The 26,064-nt window shown below is 50.9% G+C and carries 19 protein-coding genes and 1 pseudogene; 14 read left to right on the plus strand and 6 right to left on the minus strand.

The features are described from left to right. Positions 1-14: 14 nt before the first annotated feature. Positions 15-1,622, minus strand: coding sequence for a fumarate hydratase (locus V5T57_RS14170; protein ID WP_332891891.1), 1,608 nt, complete (start codon positions 1,620-1,622; stop codon positions 15-17). A 786-nt stretch (positions 1,623-2,408) separates the two neighbouring features. On the opposite strand from V5T57_RS14170, the gene V5T57_RS14175 reads away from it, so the two are divergent. Beyond that, on the plus strand, positions 2,409-3,059 hold the full coding sequence (locus V5T57_RS14175) for a hypothetical protein (RefSeq protein WP_332891892.1): 651 nt from the start codon (positions 2,409-2,411) through the stop codon (positions 3,057-3,059). On the opposite strand, the gene V5T57_RS14180 is transcribed toward V5T57_RS14175, so the two are convergent. The 4 genes and pseudogenes from V5T57_RS14180 to V5T57_RS20970 form a co-directional block, all read right to left on the minus strand. Further along, a complete protein-coding gene (locus V5T57_RS14180) occupies positions 3,049-6,114 on the minus strand; it encodes an ATP-binding protein (RefSeq protein ID WP_332891893.1) in 3,066 nt (1,021 codons plus the stop codon). The genes V5T57_RS14175 and V5T57_RS14180 overlap by 11 nt on opposite strands. A 244-nt stretch (positions 6,115-6,358) precedes the next feature. After that, positions 6,359-6,865 carry a hypothetical protein gene (locus tag V5T57_RS14185; RefSeq protein WP_332891894.1) on the minus strand — a complete coding sequence of 169 codons (507 nt, stop codon included), beginning with the start codon at positions 6,863-6,865 and terminating at the stop codon, positions 6,359-6,361. Positions 6,866-6,993: 128 nt separating this feature from the next. Further along, positions 6,994-7,869 (minus strand): EamA family transporter, encoded by an 876-nt coding sequence (locus V5T57_RS14190; RefSeq protein ID WP_332891895.1) that lies wholly within the window; start codon positions 7,867-7,869, stop codon positions 6,994-6,996. 141 nt (positions 7,870-8,010) lie between these two features. Beyond that, positions 8,011-8,562: pseudogene (locus tag V5T57_RS20970) on the minus strand (DNA alkylation repair protein). 252 nt (positions 8,563-8,814) lie between these two features. Here V5T57_RS20970 and V5T57_RS14195 point away from each other — a divergent pair. From V5T57_RS14195 to V5T57_RS14255, 13 genes are all read left to right on the plus strand, one after another. Then, a complete protein-coding gene (locus V5T57_RS14195; protein WP_332891896.1) occupies positions 8,815-10,215 on the plus strand; it encodes a dihydrolipoyl dehydrogenase in 1,401 nt (466 codons plus the stop codon). Between the two features lie 515 nt (positions 10,216-10,730). After that, positions 10,731-11,126 (plus strand): SCP-2 sterol transfer family protein, encoded by a 396-nt coding sequence (locus V5T57_RS14200; protein ID WP_332891897.1) that lies wholly within the window; start codon positions 10,731-10,733, stop codon positions 11,124-11,126. Positions 11,127-11,565: 439 nt separating this feature from the next. Continuing rightward, positions 11,566-12,753 (plus strand): efflux RND transporter periplasmic adaptor subunit, encoded by a 1,188-nt coding sequence (locus V5T57_RS14205; protein WP_332891898.1) that lies wholly within the window; start codon positions 11,566-11,568, stop codon positions 12,751-12,753. 573 nt (positions 12,754-13,326) lie between these two features. Continuing rightward, the gene (locus V5T57_RS14210) at positions 13,327-17,250 is read left to right on the plus strand and encodes an efflux RND transporter permease subunit (RefSeq protein ID WP_442918218.1); all 3,924 of its coding nucleotides are present in this window, start codon (positions 13,327-13,329) and stop codon (positions 17,248-17,250) included. 13 nt (positions 17,251-17,263) lie between these two features. Next, positions 17,264-18,232: a hypothetical protein gene (locus V5T57_RS14215; RefSeq protein WP_332891900.1), complete on the plus strand. Its 969-nt coding sequence runs from the start codon at positions 17,264-17,266 to the stop codon at positions 18,230-18,232. A gap of 131 nt (positions 18,233-18,363) precedes the next feature. Then, complete coding sequence (locus V5T57_RS14220) at positions 18,364-18,975, plus strand: hypothetical protein (protein WP_332891901.1); 612 nt, start codon at positions 18,364-18,366, stop codon at positions 18,973-18,975. Positions 18,976-19,004: 29 nt separating this feature from the next. After that, a complete protein-coding gene (locus tag V5T57_RS14225) occupies positions 19,005-19,634 on the plus strand; it encodes a hypothetical protein (protein ID WP_332891902.1) in 630 nt (209 codons plus the stop codon). A gap of 322 nt (positions 19,635-19,956) precedes the next feature. After that, on the plus strand, positions 19,957-20,712 hold the full coding sequence (locus V5T57_RS14230; protein ID WP_332891903.1) for a hypothetical protein: 756 nt from the start codon (positions 19,957-19,959) through the stop codon (positions 20,710-20,712). A gap of 285 nt (positions 20,713-20,997) precedes the next feature. Further along, on the plus strand, positions 20,998-21,381 hold the full coding sequence (locus V5T57_RS14235) for a hypothetical protein (RefSeq protein ID WP_332891904.1): 384 nt from the start codon (positions 20,998-21,000) through the stop codon (positions 21,379-21,381). A 93-nt stretch (positions 21,382-21,474) separates the two neighbouring features. Continuing rightward, complete coding sequence (locus tag V5T57_RS14240; RefSeq protein ID WP_332891905.1) at positions 21,475-21,858, plus strand: sulfur globule family protein; 384 nt, start codon at positions 21,475-21,477, stop codon at positions 21,856-21,858. A 427-nt stretch (positions 21,859-22,285) separates the two neighbouring features. Continuing rightward, positions 22,286-22,987, plus strand: a complete 702-nt coding sequence (locus tag V5T57_RS14245; RefSeq protein WP_332891906.1) for a nucleotide-binding protein — start codon at positions 22,286-22,288, stop codon at positions 22,985-22,987. A 520-nt stretch (positions 22,988-23,507) separates the two neighbouring features. Then, positions 23,508-24,182: a methyl-accepting chemotaxis protein gene (locus V5T57_RS14250; RefSeq protein WP_332891907.1), complete on the plus strand. Its 675-nt coding sequence runs from the start codon at positions 23,508-23,510 to the stop codon at positions 24,180-24,182. A gap of 547 nt (positions 24,183-24,729) precedes the next feature. Then, positions 24,730-25,833, plus strand: coding sequence for a metallophosphoesterase (locus V5T57_RS14255; protein ID WP_332891908.1), 1,104 nt, complete (start codon positions 24,730-24,732; stop codon positions 25,831-25,833). A gap of 65 nt (positions 25,834-25,898) precedes the next feature. Here V5T57_RS14255 and V5T57_RS14260 read toward each other — a convergent pair. Next, positions 25,899-26,064: transposase (locus V5T57_RS14260; protein WP_332891909.1), on the minus strand; the 166-nt coding region annotated here is incomplete at its 5' end.

Raw genomic sequence — 26,064 nt, forward strand, 5'->3', positions numbered from 1 at the left:
ATGTGAAGTGGTTTTTAGGGGGTAAAGAAATCGTTGCCTTTATCATCCACAATAATAAAGGCAGGGAAGTTTTCTACCTCAATCCGGTAAACCGCCTCCATACCCAACTCGGGATAGTCGATCACCTCAACCTTGCGGATAGACTCTTTGGCCAGTTGGGCCGCTACCCCTCCGATCGAGCCCAGGTAGAAACCACCATAGCTGTTACAGGCATCCGTCACCTGCTGGCTGCGGTTACCTTTGGCCAGCATAACAAATGAACCACCATGCTTTTGGAACGCCCCCACATAGCTATCCATACGCCCTGCTGTGGTGGGTCCAAAACTACCAGAGGCGTACCCTTCTGGTGTTTTTGCTGGTCCTGCATAGTAGACGATATGGTTCTTCAGATATTCCGGCATACCTTCACCGGCATCCAATCGCTCTTGTATTTTGGCATGGGCAATATCCCGTGCCACCACAATGGGACCAGAGAGCATAAACCGTGTTTTGATGGGATATTTGGTCAGCTCAGCGCGGATGGCATCCATCGACTGGTTCAGATCCAGATGCACCACCTCTTCCGTCAGTTTATCGGTGGTTACCTCAGGCAGAAAACGGGCGGGATCTTTTTCCAACGCTTCAAGCCAGATACCCTCTTTATCAATCTTACCAAGAATCTGACGGTCTGCAGAGCAGCTCACACCAATACCCACAGGGCAGGAAGCACCATGGCGGGGTAAACGGATAACCCGTACATCATGGGCAAAGTACTTTCCGCCAAACTGTGCACCAATACCCAGCTCCTGGGTAATCTTATGAACCTCTTTTTCCCACTCCAGATCACGGATCCCCTCACCTAGACCTGAACCTTCGCTGGGCAAACCATCCAAAAAGCGGGTACTGGCTAACTTAACCGTTTTTAAATTCATCTCAGGTGATGTACCCCCCACCACAATGGCTAAGTGGTAGGGGGGGCAGGCACTGGTACCCAGGCTTTTCACTTTTTCCGTAATAAAGCTACGGAAGCGTGCAGGGTTGAGGAGGGCTTTGGTCTCTTGGTAGAGGAAAGTCTTGTTGGCACTGCCCCCACCTTTAACCACATACAGAAACTTATAGGCATCCCCATCCACCGCTTCAATATCAATCTGTGCAGGCAGGTTGGTGCCGGTATTTTTCTCTTCAAACAGGCTGATGGGGGCCACCTGGGAATAGCGCAGGTTGGTATCGTGATAAATACGGAATACACCACGGGATATCGCCTCGCGGTCCCCACCCCCGGTCCAAACCTGCTCCCCTTTTTTAGCCAAAACGGTTGCGGTACCGGTATCCTGGCAACTGGGTAGAACCATGCCTGCAGAGACACTGGCATTTTTCAACATTTCTGTCGCGACATAACGGTCGTTATCCGAGGCTTCAGGATCTTGCAGAATTTGTGTTAACTGCTCCAGATGACTGGTCCGAAACAGATGTGAGACATCCCGAATGGCCGCTTGGGAGAGTAGGGTCAGCGCTTCAGGGTTGACCTGTAGCACCTCTCGGTCACCAAACTTCTCCACTTTAACATGCTCTTTACTCAACAGACGGTATTTGGTGGTATCTTTACCGGGGTTGAGAACCTCAACGTGGCGAAATTCAGCCATGGTTTTCTCCTCACTATGGTCTGACGGCACACAGCCGCCTTTTCTGACAAAACTTGCGTCGAATGATCCTACGGGAGCAAGGGGGTAGAATCAATCTCTATGTCCCCATAAAGGCCCAAAAAGGGGGAATTGACACCCCCATATAACAATGTAATGAATGGGAACCCTCGGTATTCACTAAATGGTTTTCCACCCTGCGCGCGCGTACCTTCATGCCTACACAAACACCGAACATAACGAAACCTGATGGCGTTCCTGGGAATACCATGGGTGAGCCACCTAGATCACTATCTTAGATCTACTTGCCGGACATTAGCCCATAGCGTGTCATGCACTATCCAACCAAACGCATCACGCCACCGTACCGGCAGATCAAACACCCGCTTTCACCATAAAGGCTAAGCACACGCTATGCAAAACGTAGCCGGCAGCAAAAGCAGCCCAAAACTTGGACGAAGAGCCGCTCGCATGGACCTAAGTGTACGTTTTCGTCCATACCTAGCCACGCATCTCCAAGTCCACCGGCCCCCCCTTAACACCAATGGATCTAGGGTTGAGCAAGCCACTTTAAAGGGGTGACGTCCACCCAACACAACACTCAATCCTCTCTGACCTCTTAAAAGTTAAGCCCATACCACAACGGAGGATCGATCAAGGCGAGGCGCCCCCCTTCGGTTAGGGTAGCCATAGCGTGTACACACCCCCATAATCCTTTTATGGATAAGACATCTCAGCCTCAATCCTTTTCATGTCTTTTCGGTATCACCACAACATAAGGAGCCTACCATGCCCGAAGGCATGCTGTTACCCACCCTGACCCACCTGCTGCTTTGGGTACTGTTCGGCGTGATACACTCAGGCATGAGCGACGCCCGTTTTAAAACGGCTTGGTGCCGTAAACTGGGCGCTAAACAGGGTTTTGAGCGATTCATCTTTAATGGCGTCGCCGTGGTCACAACACTGGGGTTGTTTGTTCATGCGTATACCATGCTCAGCCACACCCCACTGTTCAACCCGCAAGGCTGGCTTAAATATACACTGATGGGGGTACAACTGCTGGCTATTGGGGGGATGATGTGGGCTTTTAAAGCCTATGATATGGCAAGATTTGTTGGTTTGTTTCAGGTTCGGCAAGCCCGCGCCAAACAGCCTGTTGAGGTGGAACCCCTGCGCATTGGCCCCATGCATCGCTGGGTACGTCACCCCATTTATACAACCGCACTGATCTACCTATGGTGCCAACCTCAAAACTACGCCACCCTGGTGCTACATGGGTGCGCCACACTCTACTTAATCATTGGCGCCCTGCTCGAAGAACGCCGCCTACTGGCCCTGTATGGCGCGCCCTATCACTGTTATCAACAAGCCGTTCCCATGCTTATTCCCCTACCGTGGCGCTATTTAAGCCAGGACCAGGCTAAGGTTATCAATTCGTAGAGGGTGCCATCCGTTCCAGGGTACGACCCAAGTGCCGTTCAATGGCTGCGATGAGTGTCTGCTTTTTGACTGGTTTGGTCAGATGCTCATTACAGCCAGCCTCTTGACTCTTCTTAATGTCGCTCTCCAGAGCATGGGCTGTCAGGGCAAGAATGGGAATGGGTTGATGGCCTAGTTCAGCTTCCCTTGCCCGAATTTTGCGGGTGGCGGTATAACCATCCATACGAGGCATCTGCACATCCATAAAGATCAGGTCAAACTCAGCCCCCTCAAAGGCATCTACACCCTCTTGGCCATCTTCCGCAAAAGTCAGATTACACGCATATTTTTTAAAATAGGTCTGAATCAACATACGGTTGTCAGCGGAATCCTCCACCACCAATAGATGCAGTGGATCCTGTTGTGGATGATGGATCATCACTTCCGGTTCAGCCAACTCGGCATCAAATAGAGCCTCCCCTTGTTGCAGGGGAATGGTGAAATAAAACAGACTACCCTGCCCCAAGCGGCTTTCAACACCAATCGCCCCTCCCATCAACTCAACCAACTGTTTAGAGATGGCTAGCCCCAAGCCAGAACCCGCAAACCGGCGGACCAGAGAAGAGTCGGCTTGGGTAAATTTGTCAAAAATATGCTCAAGCTGCTGCGGGGCAATACCAACACCACTATCCTCAATACCAAACCACAGGGCACGCCCTTCATCCTGACCCATGATGGAAACTTTGACGTGCCCCTGCTCGGTAAACTTAATGGCATTACCGATCAGGTTAATGAGGATCTGCCGTAACCGGGGTGAGTCCCCCACAACAAAACTGGGGAGATCTTCCGCCACCACCAAATCCAGGGTTAACCCTTTTTGTTCAGCCTGTATACGTAGAACCGCACACACCCCACGGGCCATATCTGCCAAATCAAAGGGGTGCTCCATCAGCTCAAATCGGCCTGACTCAATTTTGGAAAGGTCCAAGATGGCATTGATCAAATCCAACAAGGTATGGCTGGCCCGCTTTAACGTTGCGACATAGCCTTTTTGTTCACTGTTAAGGGGGGTTTCCTGCAAGACATCACTAAGACCGATCACCGCATTCATGGGGGTTCGTATCTCATGACTCATAGAGGCCAAAAAGTCACTTTTGGCTTGGTTGGCCTCTTCAGCTGCACGCCGGGCCTCTTCCAGTGCCTCTTGGGCACGGATCTCCTCGGTAATATCCAGATGCAATCCCGATATATGGGTCGCCTTATCCTGATCATTCCGGTGGATCCATCCCTGGGCCCGGATAATACGTTGTTGGCCATCATTCTGCCGGGTAATGGCGTAGTGCAGATCCAGAGTCTCCTGTTTAGGATTGTCTAATAACTGCTCCAACTCCTGGCCAGCTCTGGTCAATTCATCAGGTAGCAGGGTCTTGGCCCAGCCTTCATAGTTTTGGCTAAAGCTAACGGTCGTAAGACCAAATATTTCCAACGAGCGCTCGTCCCAATCCAACGCATCATCCGCCACTTCATAATAAAAAGTGCCCGCCTGGGCAGAGTCCAAAGCTCTTTGCAGACGCCAGTTGGCCTCTTTTAACTCCGCTTCCAGCCGTTTACGCAGTGAAATTTCAGTACCAATGGCCAAAAAGCCCACCAACAGGCCGCTCTCATTGTGGATTGGCGTAACGGTAATCAACACCGGCACCTGGCTGCCATCCTGACGGAGGATCTGCCACTCCCGCTCATCGGCCATCCCCATACGGGCTTTGGCAAAAAGAGCATCCACACCAGGTTCAATACGTTTGTCCAACTCTCGGCTTAACTGAAAAGCATGTTGTCGCAGTTCATTGGTATCGTGCAAAATTTCTGGTGTACGCAACCCAACCACTTCATCGGCGGTAAAGCCCAACATACGCTCGGCACCTTTATTAAAGGTTTGGATAATACCGTAGCGATCGGTGGAGATAATACTGCTGTTGGCTGAGTCCAGAATAGCCGTTTGCAGGGTTAAAACATGACGTAGGCGATTTTCTGTTTTATGCCGTTCATCCAGCTCTCTCTCCAACTGCGCAGTACGTTCATGGACCTTCTCTTCCAGAGAGCTGCGGGCACTACCAACCTCCTGCGCCATCACATCAAACTTGTCGGTCAGATCCTGCAGCTCACGCACCATCAGCCGGCGCCGCTGCCTACCGCTGACCTCGAGCTTCTCCCCTTCAGCCAAACGGGTGGTACGCTCTTCTAAACGCTGCAAAGGCCGAACAAACAGGGTTCTCCCCATCCAAAAAACCCCTGTCCCGGACAACAGAAGGGCCGCCAAACCAATCATTTGAATCCGCTTTAGCAGCAGATCCCGCTCATGGTCAATCTCATCCAAATTGGCGGTATAACGTAAAGTTAAACCCAAAGCGGGCATATAAAGCTGGGCCTGCCGCCCTTCGACCTTGTCCTCGGCACCAAAAATCCGCTGCCCATCCTTAAACAGCTCAATGGCATCCTTCCCCCCCTGGCTACGGTGACGGTTGAGCAGAGGAACCGCCTGGAGTGGAATTTCAGCTGCCAGCACCCCTTCAGGCACCCCACCCCAACGCACAGGCACCGCCAGTAATAGATAGCTACCGTGCTCAGCATGGGACTGGAACCGCCAAATACGGCGGCTGCGGGTCATCAACAGCTTTTGAACCAGGGTATCGTTAAGTAGGGGTCGTTTTTTTTTGCGGGCGGTATCATGCAGCAACTGGCCATCAAAGGCATACAGCATCAGACGGCGTTTTTCACCCATCATACGGACCAGTTCCAGGTAGTCCACCGTATTGGGCATGGCAGTTTCTGGCTGCATAATGCCCTGAACAACCAAAGGGTTGGAAGCGAGGTCCGAAAGGACAACATCATGCAGTTTGACATAATCGTTCAACTGGCGGGCAAAGCCCGTTAGGCGGGCATCCATGGTACGCTTAACATGGTGATCAAATACCTGATTAAACCCGCCCAGCATCAACCCACCAAAAAAGAGCGACAGCAAAAGCATGCCACCCAGCGTGAATAAACCAAAAATATGATTGATGGAAAGCAGACTTTTCATGGTATGCCTAGGGCATCTCCACACACAGCTTGATGGGAAACCACACCCTTGTAAAAAAAAGGGGTTAAGCCACCCTTTCAGAAAATCTTATTCTACATATAAACAGGCTACTTTCCAAAAGCTTTCGGGAGAAAGATCAGGGTTTAGCACACCAAAACACCACCGCATAGGGCACAAAAAAGCGCGCACCCTTAACCCAACAGGTACGCGCTTTTTAAACCCGCTAAAACCAAGGTCGTTATCGTTACTGACCTTGCTTAATTTTACTCTTTTGATCGTTGAATTTTTGATAGTGCTGCATAAAAGCGGTCAGCAGATGCATCTCTGCGTGGCCAAGCATCCCGCTTTCGCTCCCCCCACCAATCAAATGCTCAACTTGCCCTAAAGCCGCCTTTAGAGCAGGCTCACTGGCTGTATGCTCTTTTTGGAAAGCTGCACAAGCTGGTGTCGCATAGTTTTCATCCTTCACCGATGCTTGACACTTTTTGGCGGCAACAGAGAGCTTTTCAATGATAGGAAACGCCGAAACCATGGCACGAATTTCATCGTGGTTAATGGCTGCTTTGGTACTATCCACCTTTTTATCAGCCTTCGGATGTGCAGCAGGCATGGTATTCATACCAGCATGCCCAGCTGGCATCTGCATACCCGCATGTCCAGGTGGCATTTGAGCGGCCATTTCTGCCATCACTGTGGCCGAGGCCATGGTAAACAAAATACCCGCCACCCACGCTAAACGGGATCTATTCATAGACTCTTTCCCCCTTAAAGATAAGTCTGCATCACGCTAATGAATCAATTCTATTAGGCACGAAAATCACCTTAGAGTGCTATCTTGCCCATCACCTTGATTGAGATCAAGCATATTCATGCCGCAGGCTACTCTGCCAGTGTTATCAGTAAAAAACCACCAAACATCACCACAGAACCCATTAAACGCTCACGCCCACCCTGCTCCTTAAGCCACCACAAACCCAAAACCACCGCCATTAATGCACTGGTCCGTTTAACCGCAATAACATAAGGCACCAAGGTCAGTTCAATGGCCAAGAACTGGCAGAGCGCTGCTGCACTAAACAACCCGCCCTGCAACCATAAGATGGGCGCATGAGGTCTCCATGAAACACCATCGGCTGGTGCATACCAATGGGCCGCCAATGAGGTGCCCAAAGCGATAAAGGCAAATAGGGCAAGCAACCAAAACAGTGGACTGCTGTTTTGCACCCCCACTTTATCCAAGTTGGAACTGACCGACCAGACAAAGGCAATGATCAACATCAACCGTGGACCACGCTGTCGATAGAGCGCCTTAAAAGGTGCCCACAGACTAATATGCCGCTGCTGTACGTTGAGCAACCAAGCCCCTAAGACAATAAAAAATATACCGAACACACCTATTGAAGAGGGAAATTCCCCAACAATAATCGGACTGGTAATTAGCAGAAACATGGGGGTGGTGGTCAGCATGGGGGTGGTCAACGAAAGATCGGAGGCCTGCAGAGCCTGAACGTAGAGTAACAGGGCCACTACGTTGATGCTGCCACTACCCAGCAGCGCCCACCAAAAATCTGGACCGATGGTCGGCACGTCCAAAAAGGGAATTAATGGTAGCAACACCACAAATGCCGTAAGGTGCTGGACCTTAGCAACCGTCCAAGGGTTAAGCTGAGCCAAACTCTGCTTATTAAGCAGGTCCTTTAATGCCGTAAACAGTGCCACCCCCAAAGCCAGGGGCAACCAACCGACCATCTCCATGGGACCCTCCACCAACGCTGTATGTTGCCGGGATGATAACGGTGAGATTCTGTTTTTTTAAAACCCCCGACGCTATCCTGTGACTTACTGTGCCCCATAGTGCCTGCGTTCATCTGCACGTAACCGCTCAATGGCGTAGCGCTACATGGTGTAGGGCATAGATGGCGCATGCTGGTCTAAAAACTTTGTTAAAACAACAGGGTCAACTTTACCAGCCTCACGCAACATCCAACCTACAGCTTTGTGCATAAGGTCATGGGGGCCTTTGAGCGACTGTTCTGCCAGCGCCAAGAGCACCTCAAACTGCCCCTTTGATCATGGCCAAGGTCGCCAACACGGCAACCCACCGGGTCCAAAGATCGTTGGAGGCCGCCATGGGATAAGCATGTTTTGCTGATCTGTCAGTACACGAACCCAAGGCCCTAAAATTATAGGGGCACAGAGATCCACCCAATCCCAAGTGTTAACCCCGGGCAGATGCGCGACGTAAAAATCCACCCGCTGTTTCTGTGCCTCTGCTGTACGACAGTGGGCAAACTGTTCCTTTAAAACAACCAAAGCGGTAAAGCGATGCTCATGTATGGGGCTATGCAGCAGATGTGCGCGCGCGGTTAATGGCAACTGGCGGCAGGTTCTGGCTACACGCCTTAATGCGCCACACGCCCCCCTATAAAGGGGTCGCCCTTGCCGCACCCCCCCGGTCCCGTCTTAAAAAAACGCAGAGCATGCTCCGCTTTATCCTTATCCCCAAGGGCGATTAATCTACTTTTTACCAACACGGCATCCATTGTATCCGCTCGCGATCCTCTTCACGGCCCTTACCCCACAAGAGCACGAAAAGCGCTACCTTTGACCCTTGGGGTTTGTTAGGGTACCCCCTCAGCAGCTTATGCTGCATAGAGACGATTTATAATTGGACTTTTTCATACGGTTTTGAGGTGAACAATGAGCCAGCAGGTCGATGTCATCATCATTGGTGCCGGTACGGCAGGACTCTACGCCATGGGTGTAGTCAGGCAGAAAACCAAAAATTTTGTACTGGTGGATCAAGGCCCCCTGGGCACCACCTGTGCACGGGTAGGCTGCATGCCGTCCAAGGCACTTATTCAAACAGCCGATGACTACCATAACGCCCAACGCATGGTGCGAGAAGGGCTCATTGAATCCCCACCAGAGATGGCCACCCAGGCCGGTACCGGATTTGCCCGTAAGATCAGCCAAATGCTCTCATCTAAGATCAGCGAACGGGTCAGTGGTGGCCTGGGTGATAAGCTCATTCAAGGTCGGGCACGTTTCATTGCCAAAGATACCATTGAGGTCAACGGACAAACCATCCAAGCCCAAGCGATCATCCTGGCAACGGGCTCTGAATCCGTCATACCCAAGCCTTGGCAAGCTTTGGGGGACCGCATTATCGACAGTGAAGGGCTATTCCAGTTAGAAGAGATGCCCAACTCTATGGCTGTTTTGGGGCTGGGAGCCATCGGCTTGGAACTGGGACAGGCCATGTCAACACTGGGGGTTGCGGTCACGGGGGTGGATCTGGCGGATACGGTGGCCAACCTACAAGATCCTGAGATCAAGGCTATGGCTGTGGAACACTTTAGCCAGCAGTTCCCCATCCATCTTGGCCATGGCGCTGAACTGTCCGAAGGAGAGAACAACCTCATCCGGGTACAAGCCGGTGATGTGGATGTTCAAGTCGAAAAAGTACTGGTCAGCCTTGGTCGCCGCCCCCGCTTAGCGGATATGGGTCTGGATACCATTGGTATTGAACTGGACCAACGGGGCGTTCCCCGGTTTGACCCCACCACCACCAAAGTCGAGGGGGCCCCCATCTATATTGCGGGGGATTGCACCAACGACCGGGTTATTTTCCATGAAGCCGCAGAAGAGGGCAAAATGGCCGGTTTCAATGTGCTGCGAGAATCCCCCCAGGCTTTCCAACGCAAAACCAACTTGGGCGTGATCTTTACCGACCCCAATATAGCCATTTTTGGCATGAGCTATGATGAAGCCCTGGCCGCAGGGGCCGAAATGGCCAGCGCCACCATCCATACCGAAAGCCGGGCCAAAGTGATGGGGGTTGAAGCAGGCATGGTACGGCTCTATGCCGATAAACAGACGGGGCATCTGTTGGGCGGCACGCTGATCTCACCTCGTGGAGAACATTTGGCCCATACGCTGGTGTGGGCGGTACAGGGGGGCTTAACCGTTCATCAAATGGCTGCGATGCCCTACTACCACCCCAATTTGGAAGAGGCTCTGTTTGGGGTCAGCAGCGCCCTAAGCAAAGTGTGTGGTGGGGGTGTTGAAGGGGTGCCTGCTGGATTAATACCTGCTTAAAAGAAGCGACCTTTTGCTGTATAAGCGGGATATCTACGAAGATATCCCGCTTTTCTTTTACCTAAAACACCCTGGATATAGATAATTTTATACTTAGAAATGGTGTATTTAGCACCTTTTCAGAAACTTTAGCGCTTTGTTTGGTTAAGTCCTTCCCCCACACGCCGATAACCATAACTCAGGCCCTACGACTGTGCGTCACACAGGCTTTGGGCGTTTTTCATTGATTTCTAATATTAGAATCATCTAATGTTATGGATTGATGTATGTCACACTTTTCTTGTTATGTTTTGAAATATTGATCACGTCTCGGCAAGGCGGCTCATGTTTTTCGAAAACAGCGCGTGAAAAGCTGGCGGTTTCGGAACTTTTGAGTATACTGTTGGCCTTTGATGGGTGGTATTTTTTGTGGTGACGGCATGGCTGGCTGAATGACCACAATAGAGCTTTTTATGAACAAACAGCTCACTCACCCACGGTTAACCGTTTCGAAACCCAAACATAAGGTGTTGAACATGGCTGATCTGTTTTCTGAAGAGTGGATGCAACGCTTTGCTGAAGAGTGGAACAAAGAGCCTGAACTGGCTGCTGCATTAGAAAAAATTGGTTTCACCTCCACCATTGCTTACGGCATTGATGGTGATGACGCCCCCCGTGGCGTATTGGTTGTCGAGAACGGCCAGGCCGTTTCTGGCGCAGCTTTTAATGGTCAAGAGATCAATTGGGACCTGCGTGCTGGCGAAGCAAGCTGGGAAAAATGGATCAAAAAAGGCCTGGGCACCATGGGTCTGGGTATGGCCTACACCTCCCGCAAGTTGAAGTTCAACGTGGGTGACTATGGCGCCATGATCAAGGACCCCCGTATGGCTGGTCCGTTTATTAAGAGCTTTACAGTGATGGGTCGGGTATAACCCCACACTTCACTGCACCTGTGTGCATGTATGGCACCCTGACCGGCTAGTCAGGGTGCCATCATCGCCAGGATGGGTAAGGTAAATTTTTTATGTTTAGACAGGCCAAAGCCTGCGACCAAAAACTTTACCCTACCCCCTGGATCCAGGCGATCCGCACCATGAATAGTTAAAGAGGGCCGTCATCCTTCTGTTCTATTCATGCAAGCATGAAACAAATGGGCAGTTTCAAACGTTTTACTGGTTGCTTATCTATAAAAGAAATGCAATCGAGAGACTTTGACCCATCTTCATGCACTTTACTGTAAAGTCTATGCATCATTCGTCCGATGAATAGATTAATGGCAGTACAATAACGATAAAAAAAGAACATATCCGGGAGCGCTAATAGGTATACGCAGGAGGCGTATACTTAGACCTATTATTAAGGATGAGGCTCATGTCGATGAAAAAGCATCTGCCCATGACCCTTCCGGCCGCGCTTCTCGGGTGCTGGATGCTTTCCGCCCCCACTGTACTGGCTGCTGCACCAATGCATGCAGGTACGTACAAAACCGTGGTGGTTGGGACGGCTCAAAGTGGTGCACATACCATGCTTGGTGGTACTGTGGTCCCCCTCAAGGAGGTCTCCTTCTCGGCACAGATGCCTGGTCGAGTGGAGTTTATTGCTGGCGTGGAAGGCAAGTCTTTTGAAAAGGACACCGTATTGGTGGCCCTGGATGAAGATGATTTGTTGGCTAAGCGCCGTGCAGCCTATGCTCAGTATCTTAAAGCCAAAGCGTCTTTCCGCAACTCCCGTGTGCAATATACCCGTGAGGTCTACTCTGGGTCGCGTATGGAGTCGGAAAATTCCGGCATGGCCATTCCCAAAATGTTTGACCGCTACATGACGCGTCCCTTCTCGGACATGGTCGGTGCGGACAACTCCGAGGTTACCCGTCGTGCCCAGATTTGGGACTCCGGCACCCGCATTGATCAAGCACGTGCTCAGATGATGCAGGCGCAGGCAGCTCTTCAAGAACTGGACGCCAAGCTACGGGACACCCGAACCATTGCCCCATTTAATGGTACCATTGTGCAAAAGCACGTGGAGGTTGGGGATACGGTTCAACCGGGTATGCCGCTTCTTCAATTTGCCAATATCCGTCACCTTCAAATCAAGGTGGATGTCCCCGCCCGTCTGATGCCTGGCATCAAACCTGGCATGAGCATTCCAGCCCGCCTGGATGTTGGTGGCACCTTGATTGAGACCCGCGTGGCTCAGGTCTTCCCCATGGCAGACCCCCAGCGCCACACCGTCACCGTTAAGCTGGACCTGCCAAGCCATGTACCTGGCGGACCGGGCATGTATGCGGAAGTGATGATTCCTGATGTGACCAACCCTGGTGAGCAAATTCCGGTTATTCCGGTCAGTGCCATCATTTGGCGCGGAAGTTTACCTTCTGTCTATGTCGAGATGAACGGTAAGATGGAACTACGCATGATCCGCCGCGGTGGCAACACCCTGGACGGCAACATGGTTAAAGTTCTATCCGGACTACAGGCTGGTGAGAAAATCATCATCAACCCCCCCGGACCAGGAAGTAACTGGAACGCCGGCAGCTCCGGCAAACCAGCGACGCCCTAAGCGCACGGATACAACGGCATACGGGGCAACCCGTATGCCGTTTTCCCGTTTGAAGAACCGCAAACAATGCAAGACCGAACACCCCTACTGTTAAGTCTCAGTTTAAGCATAGTTGGTTTATAACGACCTACGTTTAGACGGACACTTAAAAGAAACAAGTAAAAGAAGGTGTATTTAAAGCACCTCTATAGGACCACCCAAGAATAAGGTGGCCAAGACGAATCAACGGACACAAGAACAACGGGCCTTCCTCTCGAGCAATGCCCATCAGTATGCCGTGGTTAACTAAACCACAGCTGACTTTAAAGGGTGGTTACCGGTTTCCGGCACTCCCTTTTTATGTAGTCGTACCGAAGTAAAACCAACGCTTGAACCCGGTGTCTCATGTGATCCATGGGCAATACGGGTAATATCCACCTTGCCACCACTTTTGGTGCAGGGTATGAGCTTGGATTGGCCGTTCGCCACGTCGACGGGTAGGCCAATCTTGCGTCTCGTTAGGCTGGGTTGGGGAAGACCCCCCTCCCCCCTTCCATACGGGACATTGGCAGCGATACTATGGGATCAAAGATGATGCAATCTGATCAAATGGGACACGATAAAGATACCGCCAACCCCTCCTCTGACCATGCCTTGGGCATTGCCGGTGGAATGGCCAAATCATTTATCCATTCGCCCCTCTCTCCGCTGTTTCTGATCGCCTGTCTTGCGATGGGTGTGATGGGACTGATCCTCACCCCTCGCCAGGAGGACCCGCAGATCTCGGTCCCCATGGTAGATATCTTCGTGCAGTACTCCGGGGCCTCTTCCGACCAGGTTGAGACACTGGTGGCCGATCCTCTTGAGCGGATCATGAGCGAACTGCACGGGGTAAAACATGTCTACTCAGCGTCCATGCGCGGCCAAGCCATGGTTACGGTTGAGTTTGATGTGGGGCAGGATATGGAGGAGTCCCTGGTCAAGCTCTATGACCGTCTGCACTCCAATATGGATAAAATTCCTCCTGGTGTGCCACAACCGCTGGTCAAACCTCGTGCTGTGGACGATGTACCCATCGTCGCATTAACCCTATGGTCTGAACAGGTTGATGATGCCTATCTGCGTATTCTGGCCATGGATATGCTGCAGCAGCTTAATGAAGTTCCTGATACCAGCCAGGGTGGTGTGATCGGCGGCCGTAGTGAGCAGATCCGGGTTGAGGTTTATCCTGAGCGTCTCTCTGGTCACCATATCAGCCTGGATCAAATTGCCCAGACCATCAGCTCCGCCAACAGTGAAAAAGAGGTTGGATCTTCTGAGTCTGGTGATACAGGTTACCGCGTTTATACCGGCTCTTTTTTAAAGAGTGCTGAAGATATTAAACGTCTGGTGGTTGGTACCCGTCAAAATGTCCCTGTTTATATTAGTGACGTTGCGCGTGTTTTCAGCGGCCCAGCAGAGACCAAACAGCTGGTCAATTACTACACAGGCACCTCTAAAGCAGAGGGCCTGCCTGAGGCCAATGGTGCCTCTGCGGTGACCATCTATATCGCCAAGAAAAAAGGGTCCAATGGTGTCACCGTTGCCAACGGTCTTTTGGCCAAAGTAGAAGAGCTGAAGAGAACCCTAATTCCTGCCAACGTCAATGTTTCGGTCACACGAAACTACGGTCAGACAGCCAACGAAAAAGTAAACGACCTGCTGTTCAAACTGTTTATTGCCACCATGGCCGTTACCGTCTTGATCTGGTTCTTCCTGGGTTTGCGCCCGGCCATTGTGACATTGATCGTGATCCCTGTTGTGATCTTGATGACGGTCTTCTCCGCTTGGCTTATGGGTTACACCATTGACCGGGTATCCCTGTTTGCCTTGATCTTCTCCATCGGTATTTTGGTCGATGACGCCATCGTGGTGGTGGAGAATATCTATCGACGTTGGCTATTGGATGGCAAAACCGACTCCGATATCTCCGTTGATGCGGTGCGTGAAGTGGGTAATCCCACCATTTTGGCAACCTTTACCGTGATCGCGGCATTGATCCCCATGGGTGCTGTACGGGGTATGATGGGTCCTTATATGGAACCGATCCCTGCCCTGGGCTCGGTGGCCATGATCTTCTCGCTGTTTGCCGCCTTTATCTTCACTCCATGGCTGGCCCAGCGTTTAAAGCCCTCTATGACCAACCTGGAACGTCATGCCAAGAAAGAGCACCGTCAAGCCGAAAAGATGGAGCGCTTCTTCTACTGGCTGATCCCCCAATTCATTGAAAGCCGCTTTAAAGGTATGGCTTTTTTGGGTGGCTTAATCGTGGTGTTCTTTGCCTTCTGTGCCATGTTCTACACCACCCATGTGACGGTGAAGATCCTGCCATTGGACAACAAGCCTGAGTTTAATGTGGTGATCAACATGCCAGAGGGTACGGCACTGTTTAAAACCGCCAACCTGACCCAGCAGTTGACCCAGACCATTCGTGAAAATGTCCCTGAAGTAACGGCGCTGCAGTCCTATGTAGGTACCGCCTCGCCCTATAACTTTAACGGCTTGGTTCGCCACTACTATCTGCGTAAGGAGTCCTGGCAGTCTGATATTCAGGTGCAGTTGATCCATAAATCCTTACGTGAGAAGACCTCACACGACATCGCCGTACAGGTCCGTGACCTACTGACCCCTATGGCCCATGCTCAGGGTGGTAAAGTACAGATTGTTGAAATGCCTCCTGGCCCACCTGTACTCCAGTCGGTTGTGGCTGAAGTAACCGGACCTACCGCAGAGGTACGCCGTCAGGTAGCTCGGGATCTGGAGCAGATGTTTAAACGCTCCGAGAGTATTGTGGATGTCGACACCTTCATTCAGGATGACTATGAGGTGTGGCGTTTTGAGGTTGATACTGAAAAAGCCGTACGTCGTGGTATCTCTGTAGACAGCATTAATCGCAACCTGGGCATGGCCATGGGCGGCCATAAACTGGGGGATATCAAGCGCGGTTCCGTCCTGGAGCCAACCTTTATCGTCCTGCAGGTACCTTTGGAAGTACGGGCCCAAATCGCCAGCTTGTCCGATCTGCCGGTACAGACCTCCACAGGCCGTACCATTCCGTTGGGCGAACTGGGTCGCTTTGTCAAGACCAGCCAGGATCCCGTCATCTATCATAAAGACCTACGCCCTGTTGAGTATGTGACAGGTGAAGTAACCGGTCGTTTAGATGCCCCAATCTATGGTATGTCGGATATTGAAGGCATGCTCAAAGATTACACCTCTCCCGATGGTGTTAAGATTGCCGGCACCTATCTTGGTCCCCCAGACACTTACAGCAAGAGTGGTTTTGAGTGGACCGGTGAGTGGACCGTAACCTATGAAACCTTCCGCGATATGGGTATCGCCTTTGGTGTGGCCCTTCTGTTTATCTACGCCTTAGTGGTGGGGATGTTTAAAAACTTCACCTTGCCTGCCATCATCATGGCGCCTATTCCTCTGACCCTGATGGGGATTATCCCTGGTCACTGGATTATGGATGCCAAGTTTACGGCAACTTCGATGATCGGGTTTATCGCACTGGCTGGTATTATTGTGCGGAACTCCATTCTACTGGTGGACTTTGCTCAGGAAGAGATTCTTAAAGGTACTTCCGTTCAGGATGCTGTGATCCTCTCCTGTAAAGCCCGGACCCGTCCGATCGTCATTACGGCATTGGCCCTGGTCGCGGGTTCCAGTGTGATCTTGAGTGACTATATCTTCCAGGGTATGGCCATCTCCTTGCTGGCGGGTGCATTGGTCTCAACCGTACTGACCTTGGTGGTTATCCCCTTGGGTTGTGTGAGTGCATCCTGGGCCTTTAAACGTCCAGAGGCTGATCTGGTACCGGCGCAATTTGAACCGGCCCCGCTACCCCACACCCCCATGAGCCCCCCTGCAGCGTCTGAAGCTCAGACCACTGCTGAGAAAGCGGCACCACAGGAGAAGGCTGCTACCGCGGAAGCCAAAACACCTGAGCCCGTAGCTGAAGAGCCCCCGGCTGAGGTAGAAGCTAAGACCGAAACTGCGGAAGAGAAGACAGAAGCTGAAGCGCCTGCGGCTAAAAAGCCAGCTCCGCGCAAACGGGTTGTGGCGAAAAAGTCAGCCCCAGCGGCCAAAAAGGAAACGACCACCAAAGCAGCGCCCAAAAAGCGTGTAACCGCGACCCGTAAAACCACCGCAACCAAGGCGGACGCTACGGGGGAAGAGAAGCCTAAACCAACCCGTAAACGGGCAACGGTTACCCGTAAGACCGCGGCCAAACCCGAAGCAGAGGTCGCCGCAGAGAAAACTGAGAGCAAGCCAGAGCCTAAAAAGCGTGCACCACGTAAAACCGCCGCTCAGAAAAAGGCTGAAGAACAGAAGACACAAGCAGATCTGGAAGCTCAAGATAATGTCGCCATTCCAGAACCTGTTAAGCCTGAGGCTTCTGGAGATGACGAAAACACCGAAACCACCCGTGGTGGTGGTCGTGGCAAGCGCCGCGGCATCCGCCTGAAAACCTGATCAGGAGCCGCCCATGTTGGCCGTTGTTAGGGTATTCAGAGTGCATCAAGGTCACACCTACCGCAGCAGGCTACTTGGCCTTGCTTTAGGGGTCGGCGTCGCCACATTCTCTGTGGGCGCACACGCCATGGATTGGGGTGACTTTGGTGGTAATCCATGGCGATATAGTTGGGGTGGAATGCCTGGTGGTATGCCCGGTGGCTTTGGTGGAATGCCTGGTGGTATGCCCGGTGGCTTTGGGATGAACAACCCCATGGATCGCATGATGGATGATTTCAATCCTGGTGAGATGTTTGATAAGGATCGGGATCGGGGTCGGGATCGCCGGGATCGGGATAACTGGATGGATCGTTTCACCCCAGATCGTTGGATGGGGGAGAAACGTCGTGACCGTCGCCAGGATGATTCACGGGATTATGAGCGTGGGCGCTATGGTGACTCCTATTATGGTTCCCGTGGCTATCAAGATCCTTTAGATTATCCAGATAACCGCTATGATCGTGCACGACGGGGCTATGACCGGGGCTATGATGAGCGCCGCTACACCCCACCACCTGCAGGGTTTGATGATCGGGGCTACTCAGAACGTCGGTATGACCGCTACCCTGAAAGCCGGAATGATCGTGGCGGGTATAACCCAAGCCCGGAACCACCGAGCTATGGTTATTACCCCAAACATCAATCGGAACCGGTAGACCGGGGCAATTATGGCGGGTATGATCGCTACCCGGATCAAGGGTCAGGGTATCGTTCACAATCCCCACAGGGTTATGGCGCCCCCCAACAAAGCCCCTATGATCGCCAAGGAACATCTGGTTACGTACCCAGTGCAAACCCGACCTTACCAGGAAACTGGCCGAGTGGATCAGGGCGTAACAACAGCAGTAGCTGGTCCTCGCAACCATCGACCGGCACCTATTCGAGAGGTTCGGGGAATCCCCCACCCTCTTCAAGACTCCAATACAATGGGGTCAACAGATAAGCGTTTGACGAACCGTGGGGGGGAGACAGCGCATTTGGCAGGTATCTGTTCAATTTAAGCATGGCGCGCACACCCTTAAGGCATGCGTGCGAAAAGCCAAATTTGACAGAGCCTGCACATGGAGGATCGTCATGAGGACTGTTTTTAGCCGTATTCACCTCACCGTTGCAGCATCCCTGGGTATGGCCGTCATCCTGTCTACACCCGTGTTTGCTCAGAGCAGCAGTAGTTGGAATCAGCCTCCCCGTGAGGCTTATGACAGCTCCAACCGTGGATATACCCAGACCCAACCCCAGCAGGGTCGCAGTTGGGGGCATCTGCCTAATCGCCAAGATCAGTCATCCCGCTATGGCAGTGGCTATTACGACAGCCCTACCCCACCGAACTACAATCACCGCCGCCCCTGGGGTGAAGTACCCTTACGTCAAAAAGAGGTTTATCGGCCTAGAGCTGAAGAACGCGATCAGCGTTTTGATCACAACCGTCCTTCACGCTGGGATGAAGACCGTTACCAACGTGAACGCTGGCGTCATTCACGACAGACACGGGATCGGTATGAAGACCGTCGCTGGAGAGACCGTCGCCATCATGATTGGGATGGTGGCTTTTCCCAGAATCCCTGGGATACCACTTTTGGTCGAGAACGAGGCCCCTTTTCACCCTGGAGTCTGGATTCTTATGGAGAGTCCCGCCCTTCTTATGACCCTTGGGCCACGCCCAATGTGGAAGGCAGTTTTCGTTGATTCCTAAATCCACTGGGTTGGAAGATGGTATGAAACCCGATCACTGGTTTAAATTTGGGCTGTTGGCACTGCTGTTATGCGTGTGGCCCACCGCACATGTAACCGCCCAACCCTCTATCTACCTGCCTGGGCACCCTTTTAGTGCACAGGTTAACCGTAGCCTGCCTGGTTCCAAAAAAGTGGATCAGGGCCGCATGCTTTTTAGCACTTTGGGCCTTCGTACCGAGGCTGTCCGTGATGGGCAGCCTGTGGTTTTAATTATCCGTACAGACCTGCAAAAACAGTGGTTACTCTTTCCTAATACCCGCCGCTATATCGAACAAGCGGCGTCTGGCCCCCTACGCCCCCCCCTACCCCATGAAAAAGGCTCTCTCTGCCAACAGACACAACAGTTTCAATGTGTGCAAATGCGTGAAGAGATGGTCTCTGGTCGTGTGACAAAACGCTGGAAAATACAACACAAGCGTAACAACCGCATCGAAACATATGCTGTTTTATGGATAGATGAACAGCTAAAACTCCCTATTCGGGAACGTTATGCCGATGGAACAACCGTCTCCATGCGTCATCTAAAGCTCATCGAACCCGCACATGATCTTTTTGAAATTCCAAAAGAATATCGTAAAATGGAAGAAAAGCCGTCTATGACAGCTCAGTAACTTGATAGAAAAAAATGTCAAGAATCAAAATTTTTTATTTGTATTTTCAGGATGAGTCCGTATATTAGAAAACCATGATATTTGATTTGTGACCAACTCTCAGTAACTTGTTTCATTTATGTCACAACGATCGAGACCACAGATCACATTCATGGCCGACCAGTGTGTGAGGCCTTGGCAGATGAAAACCCGATACGGTTTCCGAAAAAACATACACAACATGAGCATGGTGCGTGTTTTACGAAACGGCTTTTCGAAAAAACCTTTAGTCGCCCGCTCTCCTTGTCGAAACAGGATAGGGTATGTGCTACTGGGATTGGGAATGTTACTGACCAATCCTGTGCTGGCTCAGGAGGATCGAACGGCTCAACAGATGCAAGATGGAGCCGGTTACCTGGGCAAGCAGTTTGGACAGTTTATGCGTGGCTTTAGCCGAGAGCTTGGCCAGGGCGGAACATCCGAACAACCTCGCTACCGAGAAGCGCGGCCCCGATATCAGGCCCCCCGGTATGAGCGTGAACAGCAGGACCGGCGTTATCAAGATCAACGCCGACGCTATAAGGATCGCCCTAGCCCATCGATGGAGAGTCGTGCGTGGCAAGAAGATCGCAGATTTTCAGAACCTGCACCTTCCACCAACCGACGCTTACCAAGGGTTCGGCAGAGACATTATGACCCTTGGGGTGTGACCCAATATGGCGCGCCACCCCCAGAGGCTCAACAGTGGTATCCCTGGCCACCATCGGGTGGAGGGACAGATTGGAACACCCCGGACCGGGGATGGGATCAAGGATGGAATGATCCTTATGGACGCTGGACACCCGATCGGATTGTTCCAGATCATCTTCAAGGTCACACACCTTATGGTGCGTCACCCTGGGATGATCAGGCCACTTCCGGTCATGGCGGTCCTGGTTCTTGGCCTGGTGGCGACGGTCAGGGTATAACCCCTGGCATGTGGCTGGATCCAGCACAGGGCTGGACCACCAACCAAAGCCCCTGGCGAGATGCCTGGGATGGTGGACTCTGGAACCATAGAGGATGGGGAAATCCTATCGGCAACACAAGACCCTGGTAGTTTCTGGTCACATTCTGTTAACCCGTCTAAAGAGGGTTATCTGGAATGTAACAACTAACCGACAAACATATGTTCTATCAAGACTTTTGAACAGATGTGTAGCGGTAGTAACAGAATCGTAAAAAGGGTAAAAGATCATTTTTTGTCATCAAAATGTCACAGAAATGATCAACCATATAACCACCGACAACGTCGGGGAATCGAAGGCTCACTCACCTGCAGTCAGGGCGAGAAAGCAAAGAGCTTTAGGATGTGAACGGACTGTAGGTGTTAAGGAGATTAATCATGAAGAAGACAGCCAAAATTTTAATGCTCGCCGCACTTCTTGGAACGGCCGGTGTGATGGCTTCTTCCGAAGCTGATGCTTTTTGGGGTGGTCCTGGTGGATGGGGTTCTCCCTGGAATGGTCCTGGTTGGGGCAACAACAACGGTTGGGGCAACAACGGTTGGGGTAATGGTAATGGCTGGGGTAACGGCATCGGTGATGGTCGTTTTAACCTGAATATCAGTGGTGACTTTTCCGCACTAACCAATGGTTGGGGCAGCGGATATGGCGCACCTTGGAATAGCTGGGGCGGACCTGGTGTTGGTGGTCCTGGTTGGGGCGGTACACCTTGGAACGGTCCCGGTTGGGGCACACCTTGGGGTGGTGCACCTAGATGGTGGTAAGAGTTATCTCACTGCCAGAGTAAGTACGAACGTATCGAACGTTCTGATTGTTTAGTAGAAACACACACACTTTGACCTTTTAGGAGTTTGACAATGAAAAAGCTGAGCGTTCTCGCTATTGCCGCCCTGATGGGTGGTGCCGTTATGGTTTCCGCTTCCCAAGCTGACGCATGGTGGGGCAATAACTGGGGTGGTCCTTGGAACGGCCCAGGCTGGGGTAATGGCAACGGTTTAGGCAACGGTTTCGGTAATGGTGTTGGTAATGGCACTGGTTCCGGTAACTTCGGTTTCAACATGTCTGGTAATGCTACTGGCAACTCCAACATGTACAACGGCTACGGCTACAACGGCTACAACGGCTACAATGGCTATGCTCCTTACGGCTATGCTCCTTACGGCTACCCTGCAGCTCCAGTAGCTCCTTATGGTGCTCCTTGGGCCGCACCTAAGGCCCCTGCTGCTCCTGCAGCTAAGTAATTAGCGCATGGAACACCTGTAAGGGTGACTTGATAGAGGCTTTGGCTGGGCCTTGTGCCCAGCCTACCTCTTCAAGAAAAAGGGTGGCTTTGCCGCCCTTTTTTTACATCTATCGGTTAGGTATACCCTTATTTGGGTAGGGCAGGCTTGTTTGTACCACACTGCTAACCGTTCGATGGACGGGGTCATACATCCTTTTTTGAATGTATACCCAAAATAGCTCTACAATGACCAGCGGCAAAGGCCGTCACCGGGTTGATCTTACAACTCTAGATTCTTTTTTTGATTAGCGCAGCGCGAACCGTTACGTGTTCCCTGCCATCCCCTATAGCCCGATGCTATAGTAGTGCCGCTTTATAGGGCGGACACTACGGCAACTCAATTTCATTAACCACACGTAGCATCGGGACGGAAGTGGACTAAAACCATGATTACCGTCATAGGCAACCTCAAAGGGGGCTGCGGCAAAAGCACCATCACCTTTAACCTCGCCATCTGGCTGGCGCGGCTAAACCAAAGTGTGGTGGCTTTTGACCTGGATCCTCAAGCAACGCTGAGCGACGTGAACGAAGTGCGTCGTGAAGAGAGTGGCGATCCAGACTTAACCATTTACCGCCCTGATAGTGATCCTGGTAAGGTATTTCGGGAACATGCGGATGATGAAATTTTGGTCGATGTGGGGGCTTCAAATCTTTGGGCCATGCGTCAAGCCATAGCCTCCGCTCAGCGCATTCTTGTTCCCGTTCCACCCAGCCAAGCGGATGTTTGGTCGACCCAGCGGTTTCTGAATATGGTGAAAGAAGCCACCATGCGGGTAGAAACACCGCCCCAGGTCTTACTCTTTGTGAACCGGGCGGATACACACCCCGGGCTTAAAGAGAGTGATGAAACCGAGGAAGCCCTACATATGCTTCCAGACATACAGGTTTTGGATTGTCGTATTGGTCAACGCACCGCATATCGCCGCTCTTTTAGTGAAGGCATGGCGGTTTTTGAACTCTCAAAACGCAGTAAAGCAACCGATGAGTTCTACGCCCTGGCCAAACTACTCTATCCAGAACTGGCTGCAAGCAGCGAAAAAAAGAAAAAAGCCACCAAAGGCGGGAAAAAAAAGCGTAAAACCGCCTAAAATGATCACGGCATTGCCATGACATTCGCCTATTTGCACAGAGATTTAGGCCATTGGGTAACGGGCCTTAAATAGACACGCGGGGTGGTCTCAAACAAAAGAGCGCCAGCAGATCACGTGGAATACAGCGTTTGTTGCATGTTTATAAGCGTACTGAGACCCTTATGGAACGGTTTGATTCATGAGGTTGCAGAACCTGAATATGCTTAAAAGTGAGGGCTGACATAGCGCTCTCTTATGTGGTAGGGACGTGCATTGTTAGGGTAAAACCCTATGAACAGTGTCTCTAATAGCAAACTTTAGCGCGTAGCAACCCGCTGGCTACGGCTTGAAAAAGCCTTAGCATAAGAAAAAGAAACGCAAAATTGTGTAAAACAGGGTAAACTAATATTCACTTTTACTGATATCAGAACGCTATCCCAATTAAGGTTCCAAAGGTACCGGCTGTTAGGTACATCATAATGAGAGAACCACGGGTCACACTAAGATGTGAGTTCACTGGTCTGGGCAGGAGATTTTTATGAAAAGTTTCAAAGGTGGATCGGAGAAGAGCAAAGAGGAGAAGTTGGCAAGCCAAGGTGCTGAGCCTCCTCGTGGTTTGCCCTCCATCTTTCCTGTGGGTAACCATTCAGAGTGTACCAACTGCTCTGCAACTGTGCTCAATCAGTTTGCCAAAAGCTTTGATAAAAGTGCCAAACGTTGGGAGCTTATTGTTTATCCCTCCCTGTTTGCTTTTATCATTTTAGCCATGTACGGCTTTTTTCTAATCTTTAGCTTGACCCAAGATATGCGTTCTATGGCCTCCTCCATAGATCCAAAAATGGGCATGAATATGGGCTCACTGACAGCCAATATTAAAAGCCTATCGGATAATATGGAGGTCATGAGTACCCATTTGGAGTACATCAGTGACAATATGGAAACCATGTCGGTAGATATGCAAAGCATGTCTGAGAATATGGAAACCATGTCTGAAAACGTGACTTTAATGGCCTCTCGTGTGGATGTGATGAGTGTTGCGGTGGTAGATATGTCCGTAAAACTCAACACACTGGAGCCTATTTCAGCGAATGTTGCGGCGATGAGCTCCTCTATGCATATCATGACCAACAACATGGCCCGCTTAGGGTATGATGTAGGGGGGGCCGCCCGCCCTATGAGCTTCATGAACCGCTTTATGCCTTGGGGTAACTGATACACCATACACCCAAGAGCGTTATACGATGGATAAAAGCCCTGATCCTTTTTAGATCGGGGCTTTTTTTGTGATTTTTTGCAAGGGGTGAGAGACCCTAACTAAATATCAACGAAGGAAAACGATCATTTCAGCTCTGTTCAAGGGGTTTCAACATCATGGAAAATATGGTCAGACGCGCTACGGTAATCCTGTTACAGTTGGCTCAGGTTTAGACCAACCCTCTTTCTTTCGCATCCTGTAATGGGTTGGAGAAATCACACCTAAGCTGGAATGGTAACAAGTACACGCAAGCGGTTAAGACTTATCCTTAACAGATTATGTCTGGATCCCCAGATATCCGACACTAAGCAAGATTTGAAGTACTTAGCCGAGCTGAGAACCAACAACGCCTCGGTGCTAGCCTCCAGACTATAAAAAAGCTTATCCCTCTCCCTCCCCAACCACACTCTACTCTCTACTTTTTCTCACGTTAGGAACATTGAACCCTCTCACCTAATCCAACACAATACCCCCACCCCTTGCTTTAACAACGTGGAGAGCACAGTTGCGCTTTGTTCTGATCATTCTAACCTGTCTAACACTTATTAACTTCTATAGTTACCGTCGTTTTTTCTGCAAAGTCGGCCCACGTGCCCAACGCTTTGGGTTTGTTGTTTTCTTCACGCTGACCCTGGGGGAAATGCTCTATTTTGGTGATCGATTTTTAGATCTTTTACCAACATCAAAGTTACTTACCCAAGGCTTAAGTAGCTTTGTTGGAATCAGTTTTATGCTGTTTATCGTCGCCATTCTTTACGATGTACTGCAGACCACCGCCCACCGCATACCTTTTAGCCACCATCGGAGGAACAGCCTAAAACGGCTATTAGATTTTGCCATGCTCATTGGGGCATCTTCCTATCTTTTGCAGGGCTTTTGGCAAGGCAGTACAGCACCAAAAGTAAAAAAGGTGCAGGTTCACATTCCAGATTTTCCCGTACAGAACTACACCATCGTACAGCTTACTGATGTCCATATAGGGCGAACGATTAAACGAGATTTTATAGAAGATCTGGTTAACCGAACCAATGCCTTAAAACCAAACCTGGTGGTCATAACAGGCGACTTGGTTGACCAGCACCCTTCCGTGATTACCCAAGATTTAGCACCCCTTAAGAATATTCAGGCACCCACCTATTTTGTCACCGGAAATCATGAATACTTTCATAGGGTAAATGATGTTTTGGACCATTTGCAGACTCTAGATATAGTGCCGCTCAATAATCACAACAGCCTACAAAAAGAGGGGTTTTATCTGGTGGGGATAAGTGATCTCTTTGGCAAACGGTGGAACTTACACCCCCCAAACCTGCCACAAGCCTACCACGGTGTCGATACCAGCAAACCTGTCATTGTTCTGGCCCATCAACCCAAAGCCATTGAAGAATTTAGCCATCAGCGATGTGATCTTATGCTCAGTGGCCATACCCATGGTGGACAGATTTTTCCCTTTGGCATGTTGGTCAAGCTGGCACAACCCTATTTGGCTGGGCTGCATACTCATAAACCAGGGCAACAGATTTATGTCAGCCGAGGTACAGGCTATTGGGGGCCCCCTTTACGGGTATTGGCCCCCAGTGAAATTACCCATATAACGATTAAAACCTAGCCTTACCCTTCTATCCGTTTACCTTCCCATTGATGGGTGGCACCCAAAATTTGACCCTTATATAGTCAGGTGAAACCAAAATCACACATCAATAAGTCTTCAATTGATGGTGGGGGTTGAGCAAACTCTCGGCGCTTTTTCAGAACAGCAAAGGCTTGCTCAATTGGATTAAAGTCTGGACTGTAGGGTGGCAATGGAAGCAATTTGTGGCCATGGGCCTCCAGTAATTCC

This window comes from Magnetococcus sp. PR-3 (genome assembly GCF_036689865.1).
Taxonomy (GTDB): domain Bacteria; phylum Pseudomonadota; class Magnetococcia; order Magnetococcales; family Magnetococcaceae; genus Magnetococcus.